The organism is Paenibacillus sp. yr247 (assembly GCF_900103825.1).
Classification (GTDB): Bacteria; Bacillota; Bacilli; order Paenibacillales; family NBRC-103111; genus Paenibacillus_E.
Genome location: NZ_FNIF01000001.1, coordinates 65,245 through 83,319 on the forward strand (window position 1 = coordinate 65,245; position 18,075 = coordinate 83,319).

The window sequence follows — 18,075 nt, forward strand, 5'->3', positions numbered from 1 at the left end:
GAGGAGGCCTTTATGATCAAAGAACCTTATCATTATTCTAAAGAATTTGCACAACAGCTTGATAAAGAAGATGAGCTGGCACGTTTTCGAGATGAATTTTATATAAATTCGGAATCGATCTATCTCGATGGCAACTCATTAGGCCTGTTATCCAGACGTGCTGAGCGAACTTTGTTGGAAGTAGTTGATGCATGGAAAACGCAAGGAATCGATGGTTGGACACGAGGTCAATACCCTTGGTTTTATCTATCAGAAAAATTGGCAGCCTTAAGTGCCCCGTTAGTTGGTGGATCAGAAGATGAAGTAATTGTGACTGGTTCCACAACCACGAATCTGCATCAGCTTGTGGCGACTTTTTATAAGCCTGAGGGCGACAGGACTAAAATTTTGGCGGATGAATTGAATTTTCCATCTGACATTTATGCCTTACAAAGTCAATTGCAACTGCATGGGTACAACCCGTCTGAACATTTGATTCAGGTAAAAAGCCATGATGGACGGTTTATCGACGAAGACGATATAGTTGCGGCCATGACGGATGAAGTTGCATTGATCATCTTGCCGACAGTACTCTATCGAAGTGGACAATTGCTCGATATAGAGCGTTTAACGTCGGAAGCTCATGCTCGAGGGATCCTCATTGGCTTTGACGGCTGTCATTCTGTAGGATCGATTCCTCATCACTTGAGTAAATGGGATGTTGATTTTGCCTATTGGTGCAACTACAAGTATCTGAACAGCGGACCAGGCGGTGTAGGAAGCTTATACGTAAATCGCAAGCACTTCGGTCGCTCACCAGGCTTGGCAGGATGGTTTGGTTCACGAAAAGACAAGCAATTTGACATGGAGCATAATTTTGTTCCTGCGGAGACGGCTGGTGCTTTTCAAATTGGCACACCGCATATCTTAAGTATGGCTCCTCTTATCGGATCTTTGGAAATGTTCGCAGAGGCTAGTCTAGAGAAGCTCCGAAAGAAGTCTCTACATATCACCGCATATTTGATGGATTTGATCGAACAAGAATTGGTTGGAATGGGCTTTACAATCGGGAATCCAAAAGATGATCTGCGTAGAGCAGGGCATATCAGTTTAGAGCATGAGGAAGCTGCCCGGATTTGCAAATCGCTAAAGGAAAATCGGATCATACCCGATTTCCGAGCTCCAAACATCATTCGTCTTGCTCCCGTTGCACTCTATACAACATACTGTGAAGTGTGGGATACTGTGCAGCGATTGAAAACTATCATGGTTGAAAAGCAGTACGAGCAATTCGAAAATACACGCGACGTAGTCGCTTAACAAGCGATCAACAGTGGACAAATCATTTGTCGAAAGGAAATTGTATGACAATTTTGGATATTTCTCGACCATTGAAAGCAGGAGTGCCGACTTGGCCAGGAGATACGCCCTTCTCTTATGAGGTTAGTTGGACGAAGGAACAAAGCGGATCGGTAAATGTCGGAAAACTGACGATGAGCATTCATACTGGTACACATATTGACGCTCCATTCCATTTTGACAATGATGGCCGGAGGGTCATGGAGCTGGACTTGGAGCTATACATTGGACTTGCACGTGTTATTGACGTATCTGGTAAATCGAGCATCGGTGCAGAGGATTTGAAGGAGTATGATATAGACGGTGTCGCTCGATTACTGATTCGTACAAATTCTTGGTCAAACCCGAAGAAGTTTCCAACGGATATCACCTATCTGCGAGCAGATCTAGGACCTTATCTAGCGGAAAAGGGAATTCGACTCATCGGTGTGGATGTACCCTCTGTTGATCCACTCGATAGCAAGGAGTTGTCTGCCCATCATGCCCTGCATGCACATGACATTCATATTTTAGAGGGGATCGTTCTGGAACACATTATGCCTGGCGATTATGAATTGATAGCGCTTCCCCTTCCGCTTGTCGAGGCAGACGGAAGTCCTGTCAGGGCCGTTCTTCGCCCCTTGAAATAGGGCAGACGGTCTCAACTGGCATTTGATCGATGAGTAATTTGTCCTCTCAGACATAACATAATCCATAGTAGGAGTGAAATACGTGTCCAATTCGGAGAAACACGAACAATCCCAATCAAGAGCAACTGAGTCTAATATCCATAATGACTTTTCAAAAGAAATGTCCTATGGAGACTATCTTCAACTCGATAAAGTGTTGTCCAGCCAGCAAAGGCTATCCGGCCATCACGATGAAATGCTGTTTATCATCATCCATCAAGCCAGCGAACTTTGGATGAAGTTGATCTTGCACGAACTGGAAGCAGCTCGTCTTCTCATTCAGCAAAACAATCTGGAGCCGGCCTTCAAAATGCTCGCTCGCGTCTCTAGAATCCAGCAGCAATTGATCCAATCCTGGGACGTCTTGTCAACACTGACTCCAGCTGAGTACATGCAATTCCGTAACAGCCTGGGACGTTCATCGGGGTTCCAGTCTTTCCAAAATCGGCTCATTGAGTTCATGCTGGGGGGCAAGCAAACCAAGGTTCTGTCCGTTTATGAGCATCAACCGGAGCTCCATCAACAGTTGAGCCAAACGCTCCACGAACCCAGCCTCTATGACGCTGCGATCATGGCTCTTTCTATGCGAGGTTTAGAGGTCGATCAGCAGTATTTGCAGCGGGATTGGTCAGAGGAATACAAGGAAAGTCCGAGCGTCAAAGCCGCTTGGTTGACAGTGTACCAAGACGTTGAACGCTACTGGGATCTATATGAACTTGCGGAAAAGCTTGTTGACATCGACAGCCGTCAACAACAATGGCGGTTCAATCACATGGTGACGGTTGAACGGATCATCGGATTTAAGTCGGGGACCGGAGGCTCAGCTGGCGTTGAATATTTAAAACACGTAGTTGCGCAGCGTTATTTCCCTGAATTATGGAGTCTCCGCACAGATCTGTAAGCTTCATCTACATGAAGCATTTGTCGAGTGGCTTGAGCTGCGTCATGGAAGTATCGAATTGCTTCAAGAGCGGTGGAATATGTCGCCTGAACAGCTTCCGGCTTTGGATGCCCTAGAGGACCAGCCAGCGAAGCTGATGGATACGGTGGCCGAGCTGGATAACGAGGCAACTTATGCGTTTGCTTTGGAGAAAGAGCGTTCCGTTCTCTTTGCAGCAGATGCGCTCGGCAATCTTATCTCCGTATACCGTCCGAAAGAAGTCCATATTGAAAGGAGTTAAACGATGAGTACCAAGAGAACCGCTCATATCATATCTCATACGCACTGGGACCGGGAATGGTATCTGCCTTATGAGAAGCATCATGTTCGTCTCGTAAAGCTCGTAGATATGCTATTAGATAAATTGGATCAAGATCCGAATTATCGCAGCTTCTTTTTTGACGGACAAACGATCATTCTGGAGGACTATCTTCAGGTCAGACCGGATCAAAAGGATAGACTGGCCAAATATATTCAAGACGGCCGCATTTTGATCGGTCCATGGTATATTTTGCAAGATGCATTTCTAACGAGCAGCGAAGCCAATGTACGAAATATGCAGATCGGACACCAAGATGCGAAGAAATATGGCCATGTTTCGAAGATTGGTTATTTTCCCGATACATTCGGTCTGGTAGGCCAAACGCCGCAACTGATGCAGCAGTCCGGGATCACGAATGCTTTGTTTGGCCGCGGTGTGAAGCCGACAGGCTTTAATAATACCGTCTCTGAAGGTGACTACGAATCGTCATTCTCGGAGCTGCTTTGGGAAGGACCTGATGGTTCCCAGGTGCTCGGTATTCTTTTCGCCAACTGGTATTCAAACGGCAATGAAATTCCTGTAGACCGGGAAGAAGCGAAAGCGTACTGGGAGCGGAAGCTGGCGGACGCGGAGAAATACGCATCGACTAGCGAACTGCTCTTTATGAACGGCTGCGACCATCAGCCGGTTCAGTTGGACTTGCCTGAAGCGATTCAGGCCGCGCGCGAGCTGTATCCGGAAACGACCTTTGTTCATTCGAATTTTTTCGATTACTTGCAGGCTATACAGCGTTCCTTGAAGCATGAGCTTTCTACGGTAAAAGGCGAGCTTCGCAGTCAACGGACGGACGGTTGGTCTACACTCGTAAACACTGCTTCAGCACGTATTTACTTGAAGCAGATGAATCAGCTGGGGCAAGCAATGCTGGAAAAAGTGGCTGAACCGTTGGCCGCTTTCGCACATGTCCTCGAAGTCGGGGAGAAGTACCCGCATCATCTGTTCACGTACGCTTGGAAAACACTGATGCAGAATCATCCGCACGATAGCATTTGCGGCTGCTCCGTGGACGAAGTGCACCGGGAAATGGTGATGCGCTTTGAGAAAAGCCGGCATGTAGCGGAAGCGATCGTCGATGACAGCAAACGTTCGATCGCTGATGCTGTAGATACGTCAAGCTTTGCACAAGCGGGTGAATGCTCATTGCCGGTTGTTGTTTTTAATACATCCGGTTGGGAGCGTACCGGCGTCGTGAGTATCGAGCTAGATGCCTTGCGTTTGTACTTCCGTGATGGATATTCGCTTGAAGAAGCTAGCGATATTGTAAAAGCAGCGGATATTTCAGGCAGAATGCTCGTGGATGAGCTTGGGAATGTCATCGCATGCACGTTCGAAGATCTCGGACTGCAATTCGGTTACGATTTGCCGGACGACAAGTTCCGTCAGCCATATATGTGCCGAAAAGTGAAGCTGACTTTTGAAGCTGAGAATATTCCAGCATTAGGGCTGAAGACGTACGCTTGGGTTAAAAGGGGAGATGAGATTTCTGTTTCCTCAATGCTAACGGATGACCGGGTACTGGAGAATGATGCGCTTAAGATCGAAATCGCGGATAACGGTTCCTTCACGTTGACAGACAAAATGAATGGTCGTACCTACAGGGATTTAGGCGTCTATGAGAATACAGGGGATATTGGCAACGAATATATGTACAAACAGCCTGATGGCGAGACGCCTTTAACAACTTACGGCTTAGCTGCGCAAATCCGCGTGTTAAAAGATACGCCTTATCAGGCTTCTCTAGAAATTGTACACGACTGGGAAATCCCTGCGTCAGCGGACGAATTGCTGGATGAAGAGCAGCGCGATTTGATCTACTACCCGTACCGAAAAGCGCAGCGATCGGCGCGCATGGAACCTATGCAGATCCGAACCGTTGTTAGTCTGAGCCGCAGCGGCAAAGGGGTAGAGATCGAGGCATCCTTCAACAATCAGGCCAAAGATCATCGCTTGCGGATGTTGTTCCCAACTGATCTGGTCACGCAAGTTCACCGTGTCGACTCCATGTTTGAAATCCCGCAGCGAGTCAACATGCCGGCAGCTGAGTGGGAAAATCCAAGCAATACGCAGCATCAACAAGCCTTCATTGAGGTAAGCGATACGGGGGCAGGTCTTGTTGTTGCCAACCTCGGATTGAACGAATATGAAGTTCTGCGTGATGGACGCAATACGATTGCAGTGACGTTGCTTCGCGCGGTTGGCGAGCTAGGCGACTGGGGCTTGTTCCCGACGCCGGAGGCGCAATGTCTGGGAGAGCACAACGTCAGAATGTCCATCATTCCGCATAACGGAGATGGCGTACAGTCGGGCGCGTATGCAGAAGCTTACCAGTTTCAAATTCCTTGGACTTTATGTCAAACAGAAGTTCATCATGGACGCATTGCACCTACATTTGCGCCATTTGAGTGGGAAGGCGCAGAAATGGCGTTCTCCTCTATGAAAATGAATGAAGGAAGTGGCGATCTGCTGCTCCGTTGGTACAACATGAGCTCCCAAAATACCGAGCTCAAGCTCAATTCCAACATTCTACACTACTATTTCTATAAGAGCACGATTATGGAAGCACATGGCCCGAGTATTGAAGTTGGCGCTGAAGGCCAAATGTCTTTGCCGATTGGTCCTTGCGAAATTGTGACGATCGGGATTAGTAGATAGTAGAAAAAACATCTAGACAGCAAACTGAAGTGCACCCTTTATAGTAGTCATTGGATAAACACTCCCTAGTGTTGAATAAACCGATGAATATTATAGGGGGTGCTTTTCGTGATGGCAAAAAAGAGACAGCCCGACAGTGAAACTGATCATAGAGGTAATGCCGAGGTAGGCGATGATAGCTTCAAAGTCTGGAGCGAGTCATATGAATAAGGTTAATTTTTTTGATATCTTTTCGCGAATTTTGTCGATTGATAGAGAGTAGGGATTTCTACATTAATCAGCAAAACACGACTATTAGAAGAGAAGGGGTGTAATATATGCTAGATCAAAAAAGTCCATCTATTATTCGGAAAAGTCCATTGAAAACGCTATCATGGTGAATTAAAATTATGTCTATCTCATAGACATCCAATTTGTCCCAGAGTAGATGCATCTAATTATTTGAGAGGAGTCGATTGGAAGAATGGTAAAGAAAAAAACATGGGGTTTAACAACCAGCTCCGTCCTCACGCTAACGATGATTCTAACTGCTTGTGGAGGTGGCAGCTCTTCCGAACCGGCTGGCGGCAAGACAGCGGATGCAACGAAGGGACCAGCACCTAAGGCTGGAAATGGTGAGGTTATCAAATTAAAGTGGAGTACTTGGGGGAATCCAGGAGAGTTAAAGCGCTTTTACGAACTGACAGATCAGTATAACAAAGATCATCCGAATGTGAAATGGGAGCTAGTAGCAGTACCGAACGACGGCTACGAAGAGAAGATCATTACTCAACTGCAGGGAGGTACTGCACCAGACGCATTTTATGCTGGAGATCAGACCGTCGTTAAACTCATTAGTAACGGTTCAATCGAAGAACTGACACCCTTGATGAAATCAGGAACGGGCCCAATCAAAGCCGAGGATTTTGCTGAAGGATTATGGGGCGGATCGAAAAAAGGCGATAAAATATATGGAGTCACAGTTGACTGCAATCCGTTAGTGATGTACTACAATAAGACTGTATTGTCCGAAGCGGGTATCACTGACGATCCTCAGAAATTGTATGATGCAGGGCAGTGGAATTGGAAGAAGCTACAAGAGTTAACGGAACAGCTGAAGTCTAAAAATAAATATGGACTTGTACTTGAAGACTGGTCATCTCCGATCTATTCATGGGCAACGATTAACGGAGGAAAAGTTTACGATAAGCCTCAGGATGGCAAATTCATTGGAGATCAGGATCCGAAGACGCTGGAAGCATTCCAATATCTCGCGGATAACACAAAGAACAAAAACTTCGTATTCTCCGGTTCACTTCCTAAAGGACAAGGCCCTGATGCTATGTTCATGTCGAACCAAGTCGGATTTGGAATTGCAGGTCGTTGGTGGGTTCCGCAGTTTAATGCGAACACTTCATTAAAATACGACATTGTTCCTCTGCCAACGAACACTGGCAAAAAAATGGAGCCGGCCGGCATTCCAACAGCGTACATGGTTATGAATAAAAAGACAGCTCATGCTAAAGAAACTTATGAATTTCTCTCTTACTTTGTTTCCAAGGATGGTCAAAACTTCCGTCTTAAAGGGGGGAATGCAGTTCCTTCGGTAAGCGGTGTAGATGATCTCGTATTGGATAAGAACGCACAACCGGCACATGCTCAATATTTCCTCGACGCTCGTGAGATTGGTTACGCGTTATGGCCTTCCGAATCAGGTGTTCCGGGAGCTTCCGATATTGTGAAAGATAACTATGATCTCTTGTTGTTAGGGAAGCAGGATGCTCAAACGACATTAAAGAAAATGAGTGAAGGTGTTAATAAGAAGATCGAAGAAGTAAAAGCGAAAAAATAAATAAGATGCATTATGGTAAAGTGTGACTGAGGAGGGAAGGATGTATGTATTCCATCTCTCCTTTTTTATTTTTTCTAGAAACAATTCATATGGGAGGATTTGCATGAACCGTAAACGTTCTAATGTATTCTGGGGGTATTTCTTTATTGCCCCACAATTAATCGGACTGCTTTCCTTTTCACTTATCCCTCTGATCACAACCTTTGTTCTAAGTACATTAGATTGGGATGGATTTCAGGCTGCAACCTTTATTGGATTTGATAATTTCAGTTACGCTTTTCATAATCCTGATTTCCAAAAGGCACTAGTGAATACCCTCTATTATTCCTTATTAACGGTTCCAATGGGTATTTTACTTGCGATATTGGTTGCTGTTGCTTTGAACAAAGTGAGATATCGAGTTATGTACCGGTTGTTTTTCTTCATGCCGGTAGTTACAAGCTCTGTTGCCGTAGCGATTGTATGGATGTGGCTGCTTAATGGTGACTTCGGTATCATCAATTATCTGCTGCATAGCTTGTTCGGCATTAAGGGTCCACAATGGTTGACCGACTTGAACCTCGTCCTGCCGTCTTTGGCGATTGTAAGCATTTGGCAAAAGCTTGGTTTTAACATGATTATTTTCCTGGCTGGTTTACAAGGAATATCCAGAGATTACTATGAGGCTTCCATGATCGACGGTGCATCCAAGTCCCAGCAATTCTGGAAAATTACTGTGCCCCTTTTATCGCCAACTACCTTGTTTGTTACTATTATTGGCATTATTGACTCGTTTAAAGTCTTCGATACTGCTTTCGTTATGACGAGCGGCGGACCAGCAAAAGCCAGCTATACGATTGTGTATCATTTGTACGAGCTTGCATTCAAAAACTTTCAATTCGGCCGCAGTGCGGCAGCGGCAACTGTGCTCTTCGTCATCATTTTGATTTTCACCATGACACAGACATATATTTCTCGCAAATGGGTCCATTACGCGGATTAAGGAGGATTTCACATGAGAACGGTGAAACAAAAAATGGTTCCAACAGGAACCGTACCCAGTAAGCAGAAGAGCAGCCATGTTGGAAGTAAAGTATCAACCATTCTTCTGCATGTTCTGTTAATTCTAGCCTCAGTAGCGATGTTTGGACCGTTTTTATGGATGGCATTCAGCGGCTTAAAAGACTTAGCCCAAATCTTTCAAGTGCCGCCAACCTTATTTCCGAATCCATGGAGATGGGAGAATATTAGCCGATCTCTAACGGCAATGCCATTTGATAAGGCATACATGAACAGTGCTTATATTTCTGTAATCGTCGTACTCGGTCAATTGTTAACATGCTCGATGGCTGCTTTTTCTTTTGCCAAAATTGATTTTCCATATCGTAATGTGCTATTTATTCTGTTTCTTTCTATGTTGATGGTTCCCGAACAGGTTACGATCGTACCACTTTACATCATTCTGAAAAATCTCGGCTGGCTCGATACTCATTTATCGCTCATCGTTCCGGATGCATTGTTCAGTGCTTTTGGTGTATTTCTGTTGAGGCAATTTTTTATGGGAATCCCGCGTGACTTATCAGAAGCAGCTTACGTTGATGGTGCGAACATGTGGAAGATATACTGGCGTATCATGATTCCTCTCATTCGTCCAGCACTAGCTTCGTTAGCGATAGTTTCGTTCCTGGGAAATTGGAACAGTTTTTTTAAGCCAGTTATTTTCCTGAGCTCAACTGACAAGTACACAGTACCTTTGATGCTTAGTACGTTTAAGGGACTCTATGTGACTGACTGGACTTTGATGATGTCCGGTTCTGCTATTGCCGTCATACCTGTACTGCTCGTTTATCTTGTGCTCCAACGTAATATTATCGAGGGCATTTCTATGACGGGCATTAAGGGTTAATGTGAAAATAAACATTAATCGGATATTTTTCCTCCAATCGTTCGTCAGGAACGATGTGTTGGACACGTGGGTCAGCGTATTCTTTACGGTATTCGGTCGCTGTCATACCGTAATAGGCAGTAAAAGATCGCGAGAAATAGTGATTCTCAGCATATCCACACTGCGATGCGATTTCTTTAATACTAAGTGTACTATGACGGAGCATATGAGAAGCGCGTTCTAGCCGGAGTTGTATGATCATTTGACGCAAAGGAATTCCAGTGACACGTACGAAGACTCTCGTAAGGTGTTCATGAGATAACTGGCAATGGACTGCAATTTCAGCTACGGTGATAGGTTCGAGAAGCCTGTTACGAATATAGGTTAATGCTTTGCTCACCACGAGCGGATAGGCGGGGTCGATAACGGCCTCTTTTTTATTTTCTAAATATTTCCAAGAGGGGATAGAAGTGTTTTTGCTTATATTGCCCAAGTGTTCAAGCTCGCTAAGCAGAGCTGACAATAAGATATTGCACCGATTGGTATCTTTTTCTCCATGAGCGATGTGCAGGATTTGGCTGATCATTGCCGATGGTAGTCCACCTTCCCTAACCGGTATTACATCAGAACCAATTGAACTAAGTAACGTAGGCGCGAACCATTCACCACCACTAAAATGCAGAAAAAGATGACGAGTAGCTGCAGTCTCTCCGAAATGATAGCTGTGAGTATCCCCGGCTTTAGTAAGAATCCAACTGGGCTGATTTAATGTATAAACTTGATCTCCCTTTCGGTAGATCGTTCCTGTTCCCTGAGGAAAAAACAACAACTCGTTATCGTCTAAAATACGCGGTCCCAGCTTCCAGTTACGCCGAACAACAAAGTCACCGCAATAGTGTAAAACAGGCAAATTTTCATTCAATTGAAGGCACCCTTTCTGATCAATAAAATCCATTGAAATCCTATCTCTGTCTATTGTAAACGAATTCATATTAAGAGAAAATGAAATTATTCAACACTCATTAAAGGAGGGAACAAAGTTGGAAATTACATTTACAGGAATTGCGAATCCACATGAAATTGGAGCTTTCAGTGTCGATGCAAACGCTAAGGTACTGCAGCGGTATAGGTTCATTCATGAGCGTCTTATGTTTATAAGTGCAGCTCAGCTGCCTGCAAGACATAATTGGGATCTCAAAACTGCGATGGGACGCCACATCTATGAGGATGCAGAAGCGGCTGATCAACTTCGTACACGTGTGAGTCATCTGCGTACGCCTCTTGCTAACGTTGGGCAGGAACCAGATCCAGCCTTAACGCTGCTTATGGACGAAATTCTTCATGCTCGTACAGATTGCGAATGGTTAGCTGGCGTGTACACAGTGATTAAACCAGCGCTTATTGAAGCTTATAGGAGCCATATAAAGCGTACACAACAAATTGTCGATCAGCCGACTATCCGCATATTACGCTCTATCCTTCTTGATCTGGAGGAACAAGTAAATTGGGGGGAAGCGGCAATTGCTCACCTGAAAAACGAGGGTGAATGGGACGAGGCTGGTACTCAAGCAATGTGTACGTTATTACAGCGATGCATCCTTGCAGCAGGTGGAATGAGCAACGAAATGAAAAGGTCTTCTGAAATACCAGAACGTATAAGATCATTCCAGGTCTATCAATTGCCCAAAAAATCGCAACGAGAAGCGTGTATGGGTGAAACAACCCTTTACCGAACAAGCATGGGAATGAAATTCGAGAAGCCGAATGAGGACAGACTTGTCGGTATGATGAGAGTACGTCAGGAAGAGATGACCGCGGCGGAGCTGATTGCGGCTGTGTTATGGTCACAAAAAGGAATGCCGTGGGCATTCTATCGGGACTTAGCAAGACACTTGTGGGATGAGGTTCGCCATGCATTGTTTGGTCAGGCAGCCCTAGAGGCTGAAGGGTTGAATTGGCGTTCCCGTCCGCAATATACGTCTGATTATGATATCAATATAGAAAAAATTCCGAGTGCACAATACGCGTGGCTAACTATTGGGATTGAAGAAGGGGCGATGAAGCGCCCGGGGAAAGTCGGGGAATTTGAATTCTGCAGGGATCAAGTGAAGCATCCATTAATGACTCAGTTCCAAGATTACGATTGGGCAGATGAGGTGGTTCATGCTTCCTTCGGCCGTACATGGACTCCGGAGCTGTTCGGTGAAGATCTAGGATTTATACGTGAAGTTGCGAAGCATGAGCTTGATCATTTTTTCAGTGAAGTTCGAAAAGCAGAAGAGATAGCTGCAGCCGAAGAGAAAATATAGAGATGTTATTCAAAACAACAGCCTAATAGAACCCAAATGACACCTGACAAATTTGCAGGTGTTATTTTTTTATATATTGACAATAATGAGTTGATTTCTTATCATTAAATTAATTAATTAATCAAATTGATTTATTAATTATTTGTAAATGTTGCTGTCCATGTAATCTCTATGGGATAGCAGCTTCTAAGCTGCTATCCATACGGCTATGTTGAGCTTGAAGAAGAATTCAATGTACGGTTCAACAGTTTCAATTCATGCTTTACCCGGCAAAGGGTAACGGAGTTACTGCTCCTTTTAATACCCGGCGCATAGCGCCATAAAAACAAAAAACGAGGAGGAAGATCAATGAGAAAGGCAATACATGTATTATTGGTTGCGAGCATGATGGCGGTAATCGCTTCAGGCTGCGCGACGAAGAAAGTAGAAAATGCTGCAAGTACAGCATCGAGTAACGAAACGAAACAAGCAGCAGGTGACAAAGATAAGCCTGTAACATTGACGTATTGGCATGCTTATACTCCGGATAAACAGAAAGTATTGAAGGAATTCATTAATAAATACAAAACCGTTAAACCGAATGTCGAAATCAAAGAACAGTTCATAGCAACGGGCGAAGATATGTTGAAAAAAATTCAGGTTGGTCTTGCTTCTAATGAACTCCCTGAGCTCGCCTGGGGTTTTCCGACATGGACTGGAGTTCTTGCTTCAAGCAATAAAATTGTTGAAGTAGGAAATCTGATGGATAATGACATGAAAAAAGACTTTTCAGCGGGAGCTTTGGAAGCGAATAAGTATAAAGGTAAAATGTACTCTCTTCCGATTGAAGCTGGAGCATTGGTTCTCATTTATAACAAAGATTTATTCAAAGCTGCAGGTATTGCATCCGCACCGACAAATTGGGACGAGCTGCTCGACTCAAGCAAAAAGCTAACGAAAGATGGCTTTTATGGCGTATACCTTCCAATTCAACCTGATGAACGCACAGCATGGACTTGGGAAACATTATTATGGCAGAATGGCAGCGATTTGGTAAAAGACAATGCTATAACGTTTGGCGGCAAAGAAGGCGTTGAAGCTATGCAGTTTTATACAGATATGATTGCAAAGTATAAAGTCGCTCCAAAGGAAAAGATTGATGTCGATGCTATGTTTAATAGTGGAAAGCTTGCAATGGTGATAGGTACACAAGGTGCGGCAAAAGCTTATTTGGACAAAAATCCGAACGTAGGCGTTGCACCGCTTCCAGGTAAGAAGCAATTGGCAACCGGGCTTGGCACAAATACTTTGTTCTTGTTCAAATCAACACCTGAGAAGGAAAAAGCTGCTTGGGAATTCATGACTTGGATGACCAATTCGGAAAATAATGCGGAGTGGACGATGAAAACAGGTTATGTTCCAGTTCGCATCTCGTCCGTCAATACACCAGCATATAAGCAGTTCGGTGCAGCAAACCCGGGACACTTAATTGCCGGCCAGTCGTTAAGCAACGGCTACACGCGTCCGAGCGAAGAATGGTATCCGAAAATGTCTTCAGCTATTAGTGAAGCTATTGAAAAAGTTGCCTATGGGAAAGCGTCTGTTGAAGATGCTTTGAAAGAAGCAGTCCAAAAGAGTCAAACGGCAATGAAGTAAAAGAACTTCATGCTGATGCCCAAAGTCTAGAGACTTTGGGCATCTTCAAAAAAATGATGAGGAATGTTAAATATGTTTTTTTGGTTGGCAATACCGGCAGTAGGATTTCTAGTATTAATATCGTATATAGTGTGGATACACTCTATGCCTAGGCTTACGAAGCGTGAGAATGCATTAATTGTCTTAGGATACCAGTGTAAGGATAACAAGATCCATAGGTTATTGAAAGAAAGACTCGATGCTGCCCTTGAACTCGATAGGAGATATCAATTTCCGGTTATTATTTTATCCGGAGGTGCACAAGCTTCAGAACGCTCGGAAGCCGAAATCATGAAGGACTACATGATCCAAAATGGATTGGATATTAGAAAAATATATGTAGAAGATCAGTCCTTAGATACCATTCAGAACCTTGTCAACTGCAAGGAAATAATGAGCCGACAAAGCTTGCGTACGTGTGTTATTATATCGAATTCTTTCCATTTACGCAGAATAGGTTTTATTGCTCAAACGCTGGGCATGCATGCTAACTTTTATGCATATCGAACATTCAGTGTATTACTTTGGCAGATCCTTCCGACGTTAAATGAATTAAAAGCATTCCGTATTACTACACGTTTGTTGAGGGAAAATACGATTACTAAATTAATGTGAAGATAGGAGAATTCTCCTTGAAATGGAATAAACTCACCCCATATTTTCTTATTTCACCTGCATACTCTCTTTTTATTGTATTTTTTATACTGCCTGTCATACTGTCTTTCCAGCTTAGTTTTTTTGAGTGGAATGGTTTTTCCGCAAACAAAGTGTTTATCGGAATTGATAATTATAAACGTATTTTATCGGATTTAACTTTTTGGAACGCGATGAAAAATACGATGGTGTACACGTTTTCGACTGTACCGCTTAGCTTGGCATTGGGGCTCTTGTTTGCATTGTTGTTAAGCGGCGGTATAAAAGGCACCAGCGTTTTTCGCGCGATTTATTTCATGCCGATGATTATTTCGATGGTAGCTATCGCCGTCGTTTGGAATTGGATATACAGCCCGAATGAATATGGTCTTGCCAATGCTGTGCTTCATGTATGCGGTATTCCGATGCAAACCTGGCTTAGTGATCCTAAGCTCGCACTTGTGTCTATTATTGTCATGGGTGTTTGGAAAAATATGGGGTACTGCATGGTTATTATGCTTGCAGGACTCAAATCGATCTCCCCTTCTTTATATGAAGCCTCTTCCATGGATGGGGCTGACAAATGGCAGCAATTTCGGACCATAACCGTCCCCATGCTAATGCCAACGACAACTTTTTTATTAATAGTTCAAACCGTCCACTCCTTTCAGGTTTTCGACCAAATTAATGTGATGACCAAAGGCGGCCCGGTAGGCTCAACGGAAGTCATTGTTTCTTATTTGTATAAGCTAGGTTTTGATCAATTTGAGATGGGATATGCGTCAGCGGTTGCTTACGTTTTGTTCGTAATCATTGTCGGTATCACCTTAGTGCAGCGAAAATTACTGGATCGGAATACGGTATAGGGGAGGGAAATAATGGCGACGTTCAAGAAAGCTTGCTTTGGCAGTTCCTTATATATTTTTATCATTGCAGGAGCCATATTTACGTTGATGCCGTTTATTTGGATGATATCCACTTCGTTGAAGAGCCCGAATGAAGTATTCAGCCTTCCTATCCAGTGGATTCCGAACGAATTGCGATTTGACAATTATACAAGAGCGATAAGTGCTTACCCGTTTGCAGGCTTTTTCAGTAATAGTTTTCTTGTAAGCGCCGGGATCATAGTTGGACAGCTTACAACGTCCATATTGGCAGCTTACGCTTTTGCGCGTATGGAATTCAGAGGGAGAAACTTCTTATTCGGATTGTTGCTAGCCGGCATGATGATCCCTGAGCAGACGATTATGATCCCGGTCATTCAGCTATTAGGTAAACTCGGATGGATGAATAGCTTTCTTGGGCTGATCATCCCTTTTACGTGGAGTGCTTTAATAGTATTCTTATTCCGGCAATATTTTGCGGGTTTGCCTGTTGAAGTAGAAGAAGCAGCAAAGATGGATGGTCTGCGTACGATAGGCATCATATTTTTTATCGTATTGCCGATGTCTCGAGGAATTATTTCAACAGCAGTCATTCTCATATTCACTTATGCATGGAACCAATATCTATGGCCGTTATTGATTACAAATAAGGAGTCGTATTACACGGTACAGTTAGGTTTATCGTATTTTAAAGAAGAGAATGCGATTCAGATGGACTGGACGGCGCTGATGGCTGGTACTACACTATCTATAATGCCGATGATCACCATTTTTATTATTTTTCAAAAACAAATTATTAACAGCATTGCGTTCTCTGGCAGTAAAGAATAGGAGCTAAATAACTGGAAAGGTGGACACTATATTGGCAGCAGCATCAGACGTGAATGTTTGGATTCAAAACGATTGGTTACAGGCTTGCTCCATTCATGGAGTTGGGGAGTTTAACGAGGATGTTCTCGTAATAAACGAGAAAGCAGGTATCTTTGGCGTTATTGATGGCGCAACCGCAATCAGCAATCCACGAAGCTCCAGCGGAGAAAGTGGAGGTTATGTTGCATCGCGCATATTGGCGAGTGCTGCAGAACATGCTGCATCCAATATGAGCCTAAAAGAACTAGTGTTGGAAGCTAATTTAGAACTTCGCCAAAGAATCGTATCTGAAGGGATCGATATCAAACAAAAGGAAGCGCTCTGGGCCGCTGCTTTTGTTCTATTTAAAGTGAATGAAACAACGATTGAGTTTGCGCAGGCTGGTGATTGCATGCTCTACGCAAGGTACATCAACAATGAAGTACGTACGATTACCCGCGACCAAGTCCGTCCCTTCGATCGAATCACATTGCAAAAGCGGGTTGAAGCACGTCGGAGCGGCTTAAGTACACATGAAGAAATAATGGAATATGTGAAGCCATATATTAACTTGAATCGCAATAAAACAAATACGTTGGAAGGTTATTCCGTCTTTAATGGAGAAATAGAATTGGAAAACTTTATAGAAACAGGTACAATTAATCGAGCAGGATTAATAAATATATATGCGTTAACGGACGGGCTGCTGTACCCTGATAATGATGAAGCCGAGAACAATGTGCATGGCATGCTGGATAGGATTGATCAACTTGGCTTACAAAATTATGCATTGGAGCTAATTGCAGAGGAAGAGCAGGATTTGGAATGTGTGAAAAATGTAAGGCATAAAATATCCGACGACAAGACGGGCATTGTCTTGGATCTGAGCAAATGATACGGTTAATTGAAACATTAGAGTAAAGCGGGTGTGGAATGATTACAGTTAAACGGACCCATAGTTCGAAAATAATGAAACAGATCAATCAGCAGCGAGTTTTGCAGATGATCCATTCCGAAGGCCCTTTATCAAGGGTAGAAATCTCCCAGAAGCTCGGCTTGACTCAGCAAACGATTACAAATATCATGGGACGGTTGCTGGCGGATGACATTGTGGTGGAAGACGAACCGGTTTCATCTCCCGGAGGTGGACGCAAGCCAGTACCGTTAAGGATCAATACACGGGGCTTACATGCGATTGGCATTGAAATTGCTGTTAAACATATAAGTGGTTTTTTGGTTGATTTTGAGCGGAATGTACTCTCCCAAGAAGAGGTAACCATACAGGAGTTCCGCGATGAGCACCATACGTTGGAATGTGTGACCCATGTAATTGATCAATTATTGATGAGTTTATCCAATCATTCTACGATACAAGGGATGGGAATCAGCATCCAAGGGTTGGTTGATGTCAATGAAGGAATCGTTCTCAAAGCGAAAGAATTGAAGTGGAATCATTATCCTCTTAGAAAATTGTTGGAGGACAAGTATCCTTTTCAAGTTTACTTGGAAAATGACGTAAATATGGTGGCCGTAAGTGAGAATTTATCCGGGATGCTATCGGAATCTTCGGATAATATCATCATTAAAATTGACAGAGGCGTCGGTGGTGCGATTGTCGTAGGGAAGAATTTATTTACAGGCCATAATCATGTAGCCGGCGAGTTTGGTCATTATAAAGTTGCTTACGGCGATGCTGCATTGCCTTGTCATTGTGGGGGACAAGGATGCCTGACGACAATTGCTTCCATCGGAGCGTTGGAGCAGCAAAGCGGGTTGAATTTCGTTGAAATGAAGGAACGACTGCAGCGAGGCGACGAATATTTGCAACAAATCATTTTGGAATCTGCCGACATCATTGCGAATATGGCGTCCAATCTTGTAACGGTTTTTAATCCAAACTGCGTTTTGTTTCTAGGCATATGGTTTGAACTTGCTGGAGAATCTGTTTTTCAAGAGATCGAACGAAAAGTACGGGAAACTTCCCTCAGTCATTCCAATCAAGTAAAGTTAATGGTTCTAAAGGATAAGTTGGAAGGGGCGCAGCTTGCTTCCAGTGTGGTTATAAAACAATTTTTTATGATTCCTACAATGAATTAACGAAGTTAACACCA

16 protein-coding genes are annotated in these 18,075 nt (G+C 43.7%); 15 read left to right on the forward strand and 1 reads right to left on the reverse strand.

Annotated elements, in window-relative coordinates; genetic code table 11:
- The first annotated feature begins 12 nt into the window (after window positions 1-12).
- The 8 genes from kynU (at window position 13) to BLT91_RS00360 (ending at window position 9,636) form a co-directional block, all read left to right on the forward strand.
- Complete coding sequence (gene kynU / locus BLT91_RS00325) at window positions 13-1,299, forward strand: kynureninase (protein WP_090815445.1); 1,287 nt, start codon at window positions 13-15, stop codon at window positions 1,297-1,299.
- A 44-nt stretch (window positions 1,300-1,343) separates the two neighbouring features.
- A complete protein-coding gene (gene kynB, locus BLT91_RS00330; protein WP_090815446.1) occupies window positions 1,344-1,967 on the forward strand; it encodes an arylformamidase in 624 nt (207 codons plus the stop codon).
- A gap of 160 nt (window positions 1,968-2,127) precedes the next feature.
- Window positions 2,128-2,907, forward strand: coding sequence for a tryptophan 2,3-dioxygenase (kynA, locus tag BLT91_RS00335; protein ID WP_254776781.1), 780 nt, complete (start codon window positions 2,128-2,130; stop codon window positions 2,905-2,907).
- Window positions 2,858-3,187 carry a hypothetical protein gene (locus BLT91_RS00340; protein WP_141224910.1) on the forward strand — a complete coding sequence of 110 codons (330 nt, stop codon included), beginning with the start codon at window positions 2,858-2,860 and terminating at the stop codon, window positions 3,185-3,187. The genes kynA and BLT91_RS00340 overlap by 50 nt, the downstream gene beginning before the upstream one ends.
- A gap of 3 nt (window positions 3,188-3,190) precedes the next feature.
- Window positions 3,191-5,920 (forward strand): alpha-mannosidase, encoded by a 2,730-nt coding sequence (locus tag BLT91_RS00345; RefSeq protein ID WP_090815450.1) that lies wholly within the window; start codon window positions 3,191-3,193, stop codon window positions 5,918-5,920.
- Window positions 5,921-6,383: 463 nt separating this feature from the next.
- Window positions 6,384-7,751, forward strand: a complete 1,368-nt coding sequence (locus BLT91_RS00350) for an ABC transporter substrate-binding protein (protein WP_090815452.1) — start codon at window positions 6,384-6,386, stop codon at window positions 7,749-7,751.
- Window positions 7,752-7,854: 103 nt separating this feature from the next.
- Window positions 7,855-8,733: a carbohydrate ABC transporter permease gene (locus BLT91_RS00355; RefSeq protein WP_090815454.1), complete on the forward strand. Its 879-nt coding sequence runs from the start codon at window positions 7,855-7,857 to the stop codon at window positions 8,731-8,733.
- Window positions 8,734-8,766: 33 nt separating this feature from the next.
- Window positions 8,767-9,636: a carbohydrate ABC transporter permease gene (locus BLT91_RS00360; protein ID WP_090817113.1), complete on the forward strand. Its 870-nt coding sequence runs from the start codon at window positions 8,767-8,769 to the stop codon at window positions 9,634-9,636.
- On the opposite strand, the gene BLT91_RS00365 is transcribed toward BLT91_RS00360, so the two are convergent.
- Window positions 9,626-10,525 (reverse strand): helix-turn-helix domain-containing protein, encoded by a 900-nt coding sequence (locus BLT91_RS00365; RefSeq protein ID WP_175532016.1) that lies wholly within the window; start codon window positions 10,523-10,525, stop codon window positions 9,626-9,628. The genes BLT91_RS00360 and BLT91_RS00365 overlap by 11 nt on opposite strands.
- Before the next feature lie 130 nt (window positions 10,526-10,655).
- Between BLT91_RS00365 and BLT91_RS00370 the strand changes: the two genes are divergently transcribed.
- The 7 genes from BLT91_RS00370 to BLT91_RS00400 all read left to right on the forward strand — a co-directional run bounded on the left by BLT91_RS00370 (window position 10,656) and on the right by BLT91_RS00400 (window position 18,061).
- Complete coding sequence (locus BLT91_RS00370; protein ID WP_090815458.1) at window positions 10,656-11,924, forward strand: hypothetical protein; 1,269 nt, start codon at window positions 10,656-10,658, stop codon at window positions 11,922-11,924.
- 348 nt (window positions 11,925-12,272) lie between these two features.
- Window positions 12,273-13,559: an ABC transporter substrate-binding protein gene (locus BLT91_RS00375; protein WP_090815460.1), complete on the forward strand. Its 1,287-nt coding sequence runs from the start codon at window positions 12,273-12,275 to the stop codon at window positions 13,557-13,559.
- A 144-nt stretch (window positions 13,560-13,703) separates the two neighbouring features.
- Window positions 13,704-14,213 carry a YdcF family protein gene (locus BLT91_RS00380; protein WP_175532017.1) on the forward strand — a complete coding sequence of 170 codons (510 nt, stop codon included), beginning with the start codon at window positions 13,704-13,706 and terminating at the stop codon, window positions 14,211-14,213.
- Window positions 14,214-14,230: 17 nt separating this feature from the next.
- Complete coding sequence (locus BLT91_RS00385; RefSeq protein WP_090815464.1) at window positions 14,231-15,097, forward strand: carbohydrate ABC transporter permease; 867 nt, start codon at window positions 14,231-14,233, stop codon at window positions 15,095-15,097.
- A gap of 12 nt (window positions 15,098-15,109) precedes the next feature.
- Complete coding sequence (locus BLT91_RS00390; protein ID WP_090815467.1) at window positions 15,110-15,946, forward strand: carbohydrate ABC transporter permease; 837 nt, start codon at window positions 15,110-15,112, stop codon at window positions 15,944-15,946.
- Window positions 15,947-15,977: 31 nt separating this feature from the next.
- Complete coding sequence (locus tag BLT91_RS00395; protein WP_090815469.1) at window positions 15,978-16,859, forward strand: protein phosphatase 2C domain-containing protein; 882 nt, start codon at window positions 15,978-15,980, stop codon at window positions 16,857-16,859.
- A 74-nt stretch (window positions 16,860-16,933) separates the two neighbouring features.
- Window positions 16,934-18,061, forward strand: a complete 1,128-nt coding sequence (locus BLT91_RS00400; RefSeq protein ID WP_175532018.1) for an ROK family transcriptional regulator — start codon at window positions 16,934-16,936, stop codon at window positions 18,059-18,061.
- Window positions 18,062-18,075 lie beyond the last annotated feature (14 nt).

Excerpts from the sequence above, each read along its gene's own strand:
- BLT91_RS00390 (WP_090815467.1), top strand. The coding sequence starts at position 15,110 with ATGGCGACGTTCAAGAAAGCTTGCTTTGGCAGTTCCTTATATATTTTT.
- BLT91_RS00345 (WP_090815450.1), top strand. The coding sequence starts at position 3,191 with ATGAGTACCAAGAGAACCGCTCATATCATATCTCATACGCACTGGGAC.
- BLT91_RS00355 (WP_090815454.1), top strand. The coding sequence starts at position 7,855 with ATGAACCGTAAACGTTCTAATGTATTCTGGGGGTATTTCTTTATTGCC.
- BLT91_RS00360 (WP_090817113.1), top strand. The coding sequence starts at position 8,767 with ATGGTTCCAACAGGAACCGTACCCAGTAAGCAGAAGAGCAGCCATGTT.
- kynB (WP_090815446.1), top strand. The coding sequence starts at position 1,344 with ATGACAATTTTGGATATTTCTCGACCATTGAAAGCAGGAGTGCCGACT.
- kynU (WP_090815445.1), top strand. The coding sequence starts at position 13 with ATGATCAAAGAACCTTATCATTATTCTAAAGAATTTGCACAACAGCTT.
- BLT91_RS00375 (WP_090815460.1), top strand. The coding sequence starts at position 12,273 with ATGAGAAAGGCAATACATGTATTATTGGTTGCGAGCATGATGGCGGTA.
- BLT91_RS00350 (WP_090815452.1), top strand. The coding sequence starts at position 6,384 with ATGGTAAAGAAAAAAACATGGGGTTTAACAACCAGCTCCGTCCTCACG.
- BLT91_RS00380 (WP_175532017.1), top strand. The coding sequence starts at position 13,704 with ATGCCTAGGCTTACGAAGCGTGAGAATGCATTAATTGTCTTAGGATAC.
- kynA (WP_254776781.1), top strand. The coding sequence starts at position 2,128 with ATGTCCTATGGAGACTATCTTCAACTCGATAAAGTGTTGTCCAGCCAG.
- BLT91_RS00400 (WP_175532018.1), top strand. The coding sequence starts at position 16,934 with ATGAAACAGATCAATCAGCAGCGAGTTTTGCAGATGATCCATTCCGAA.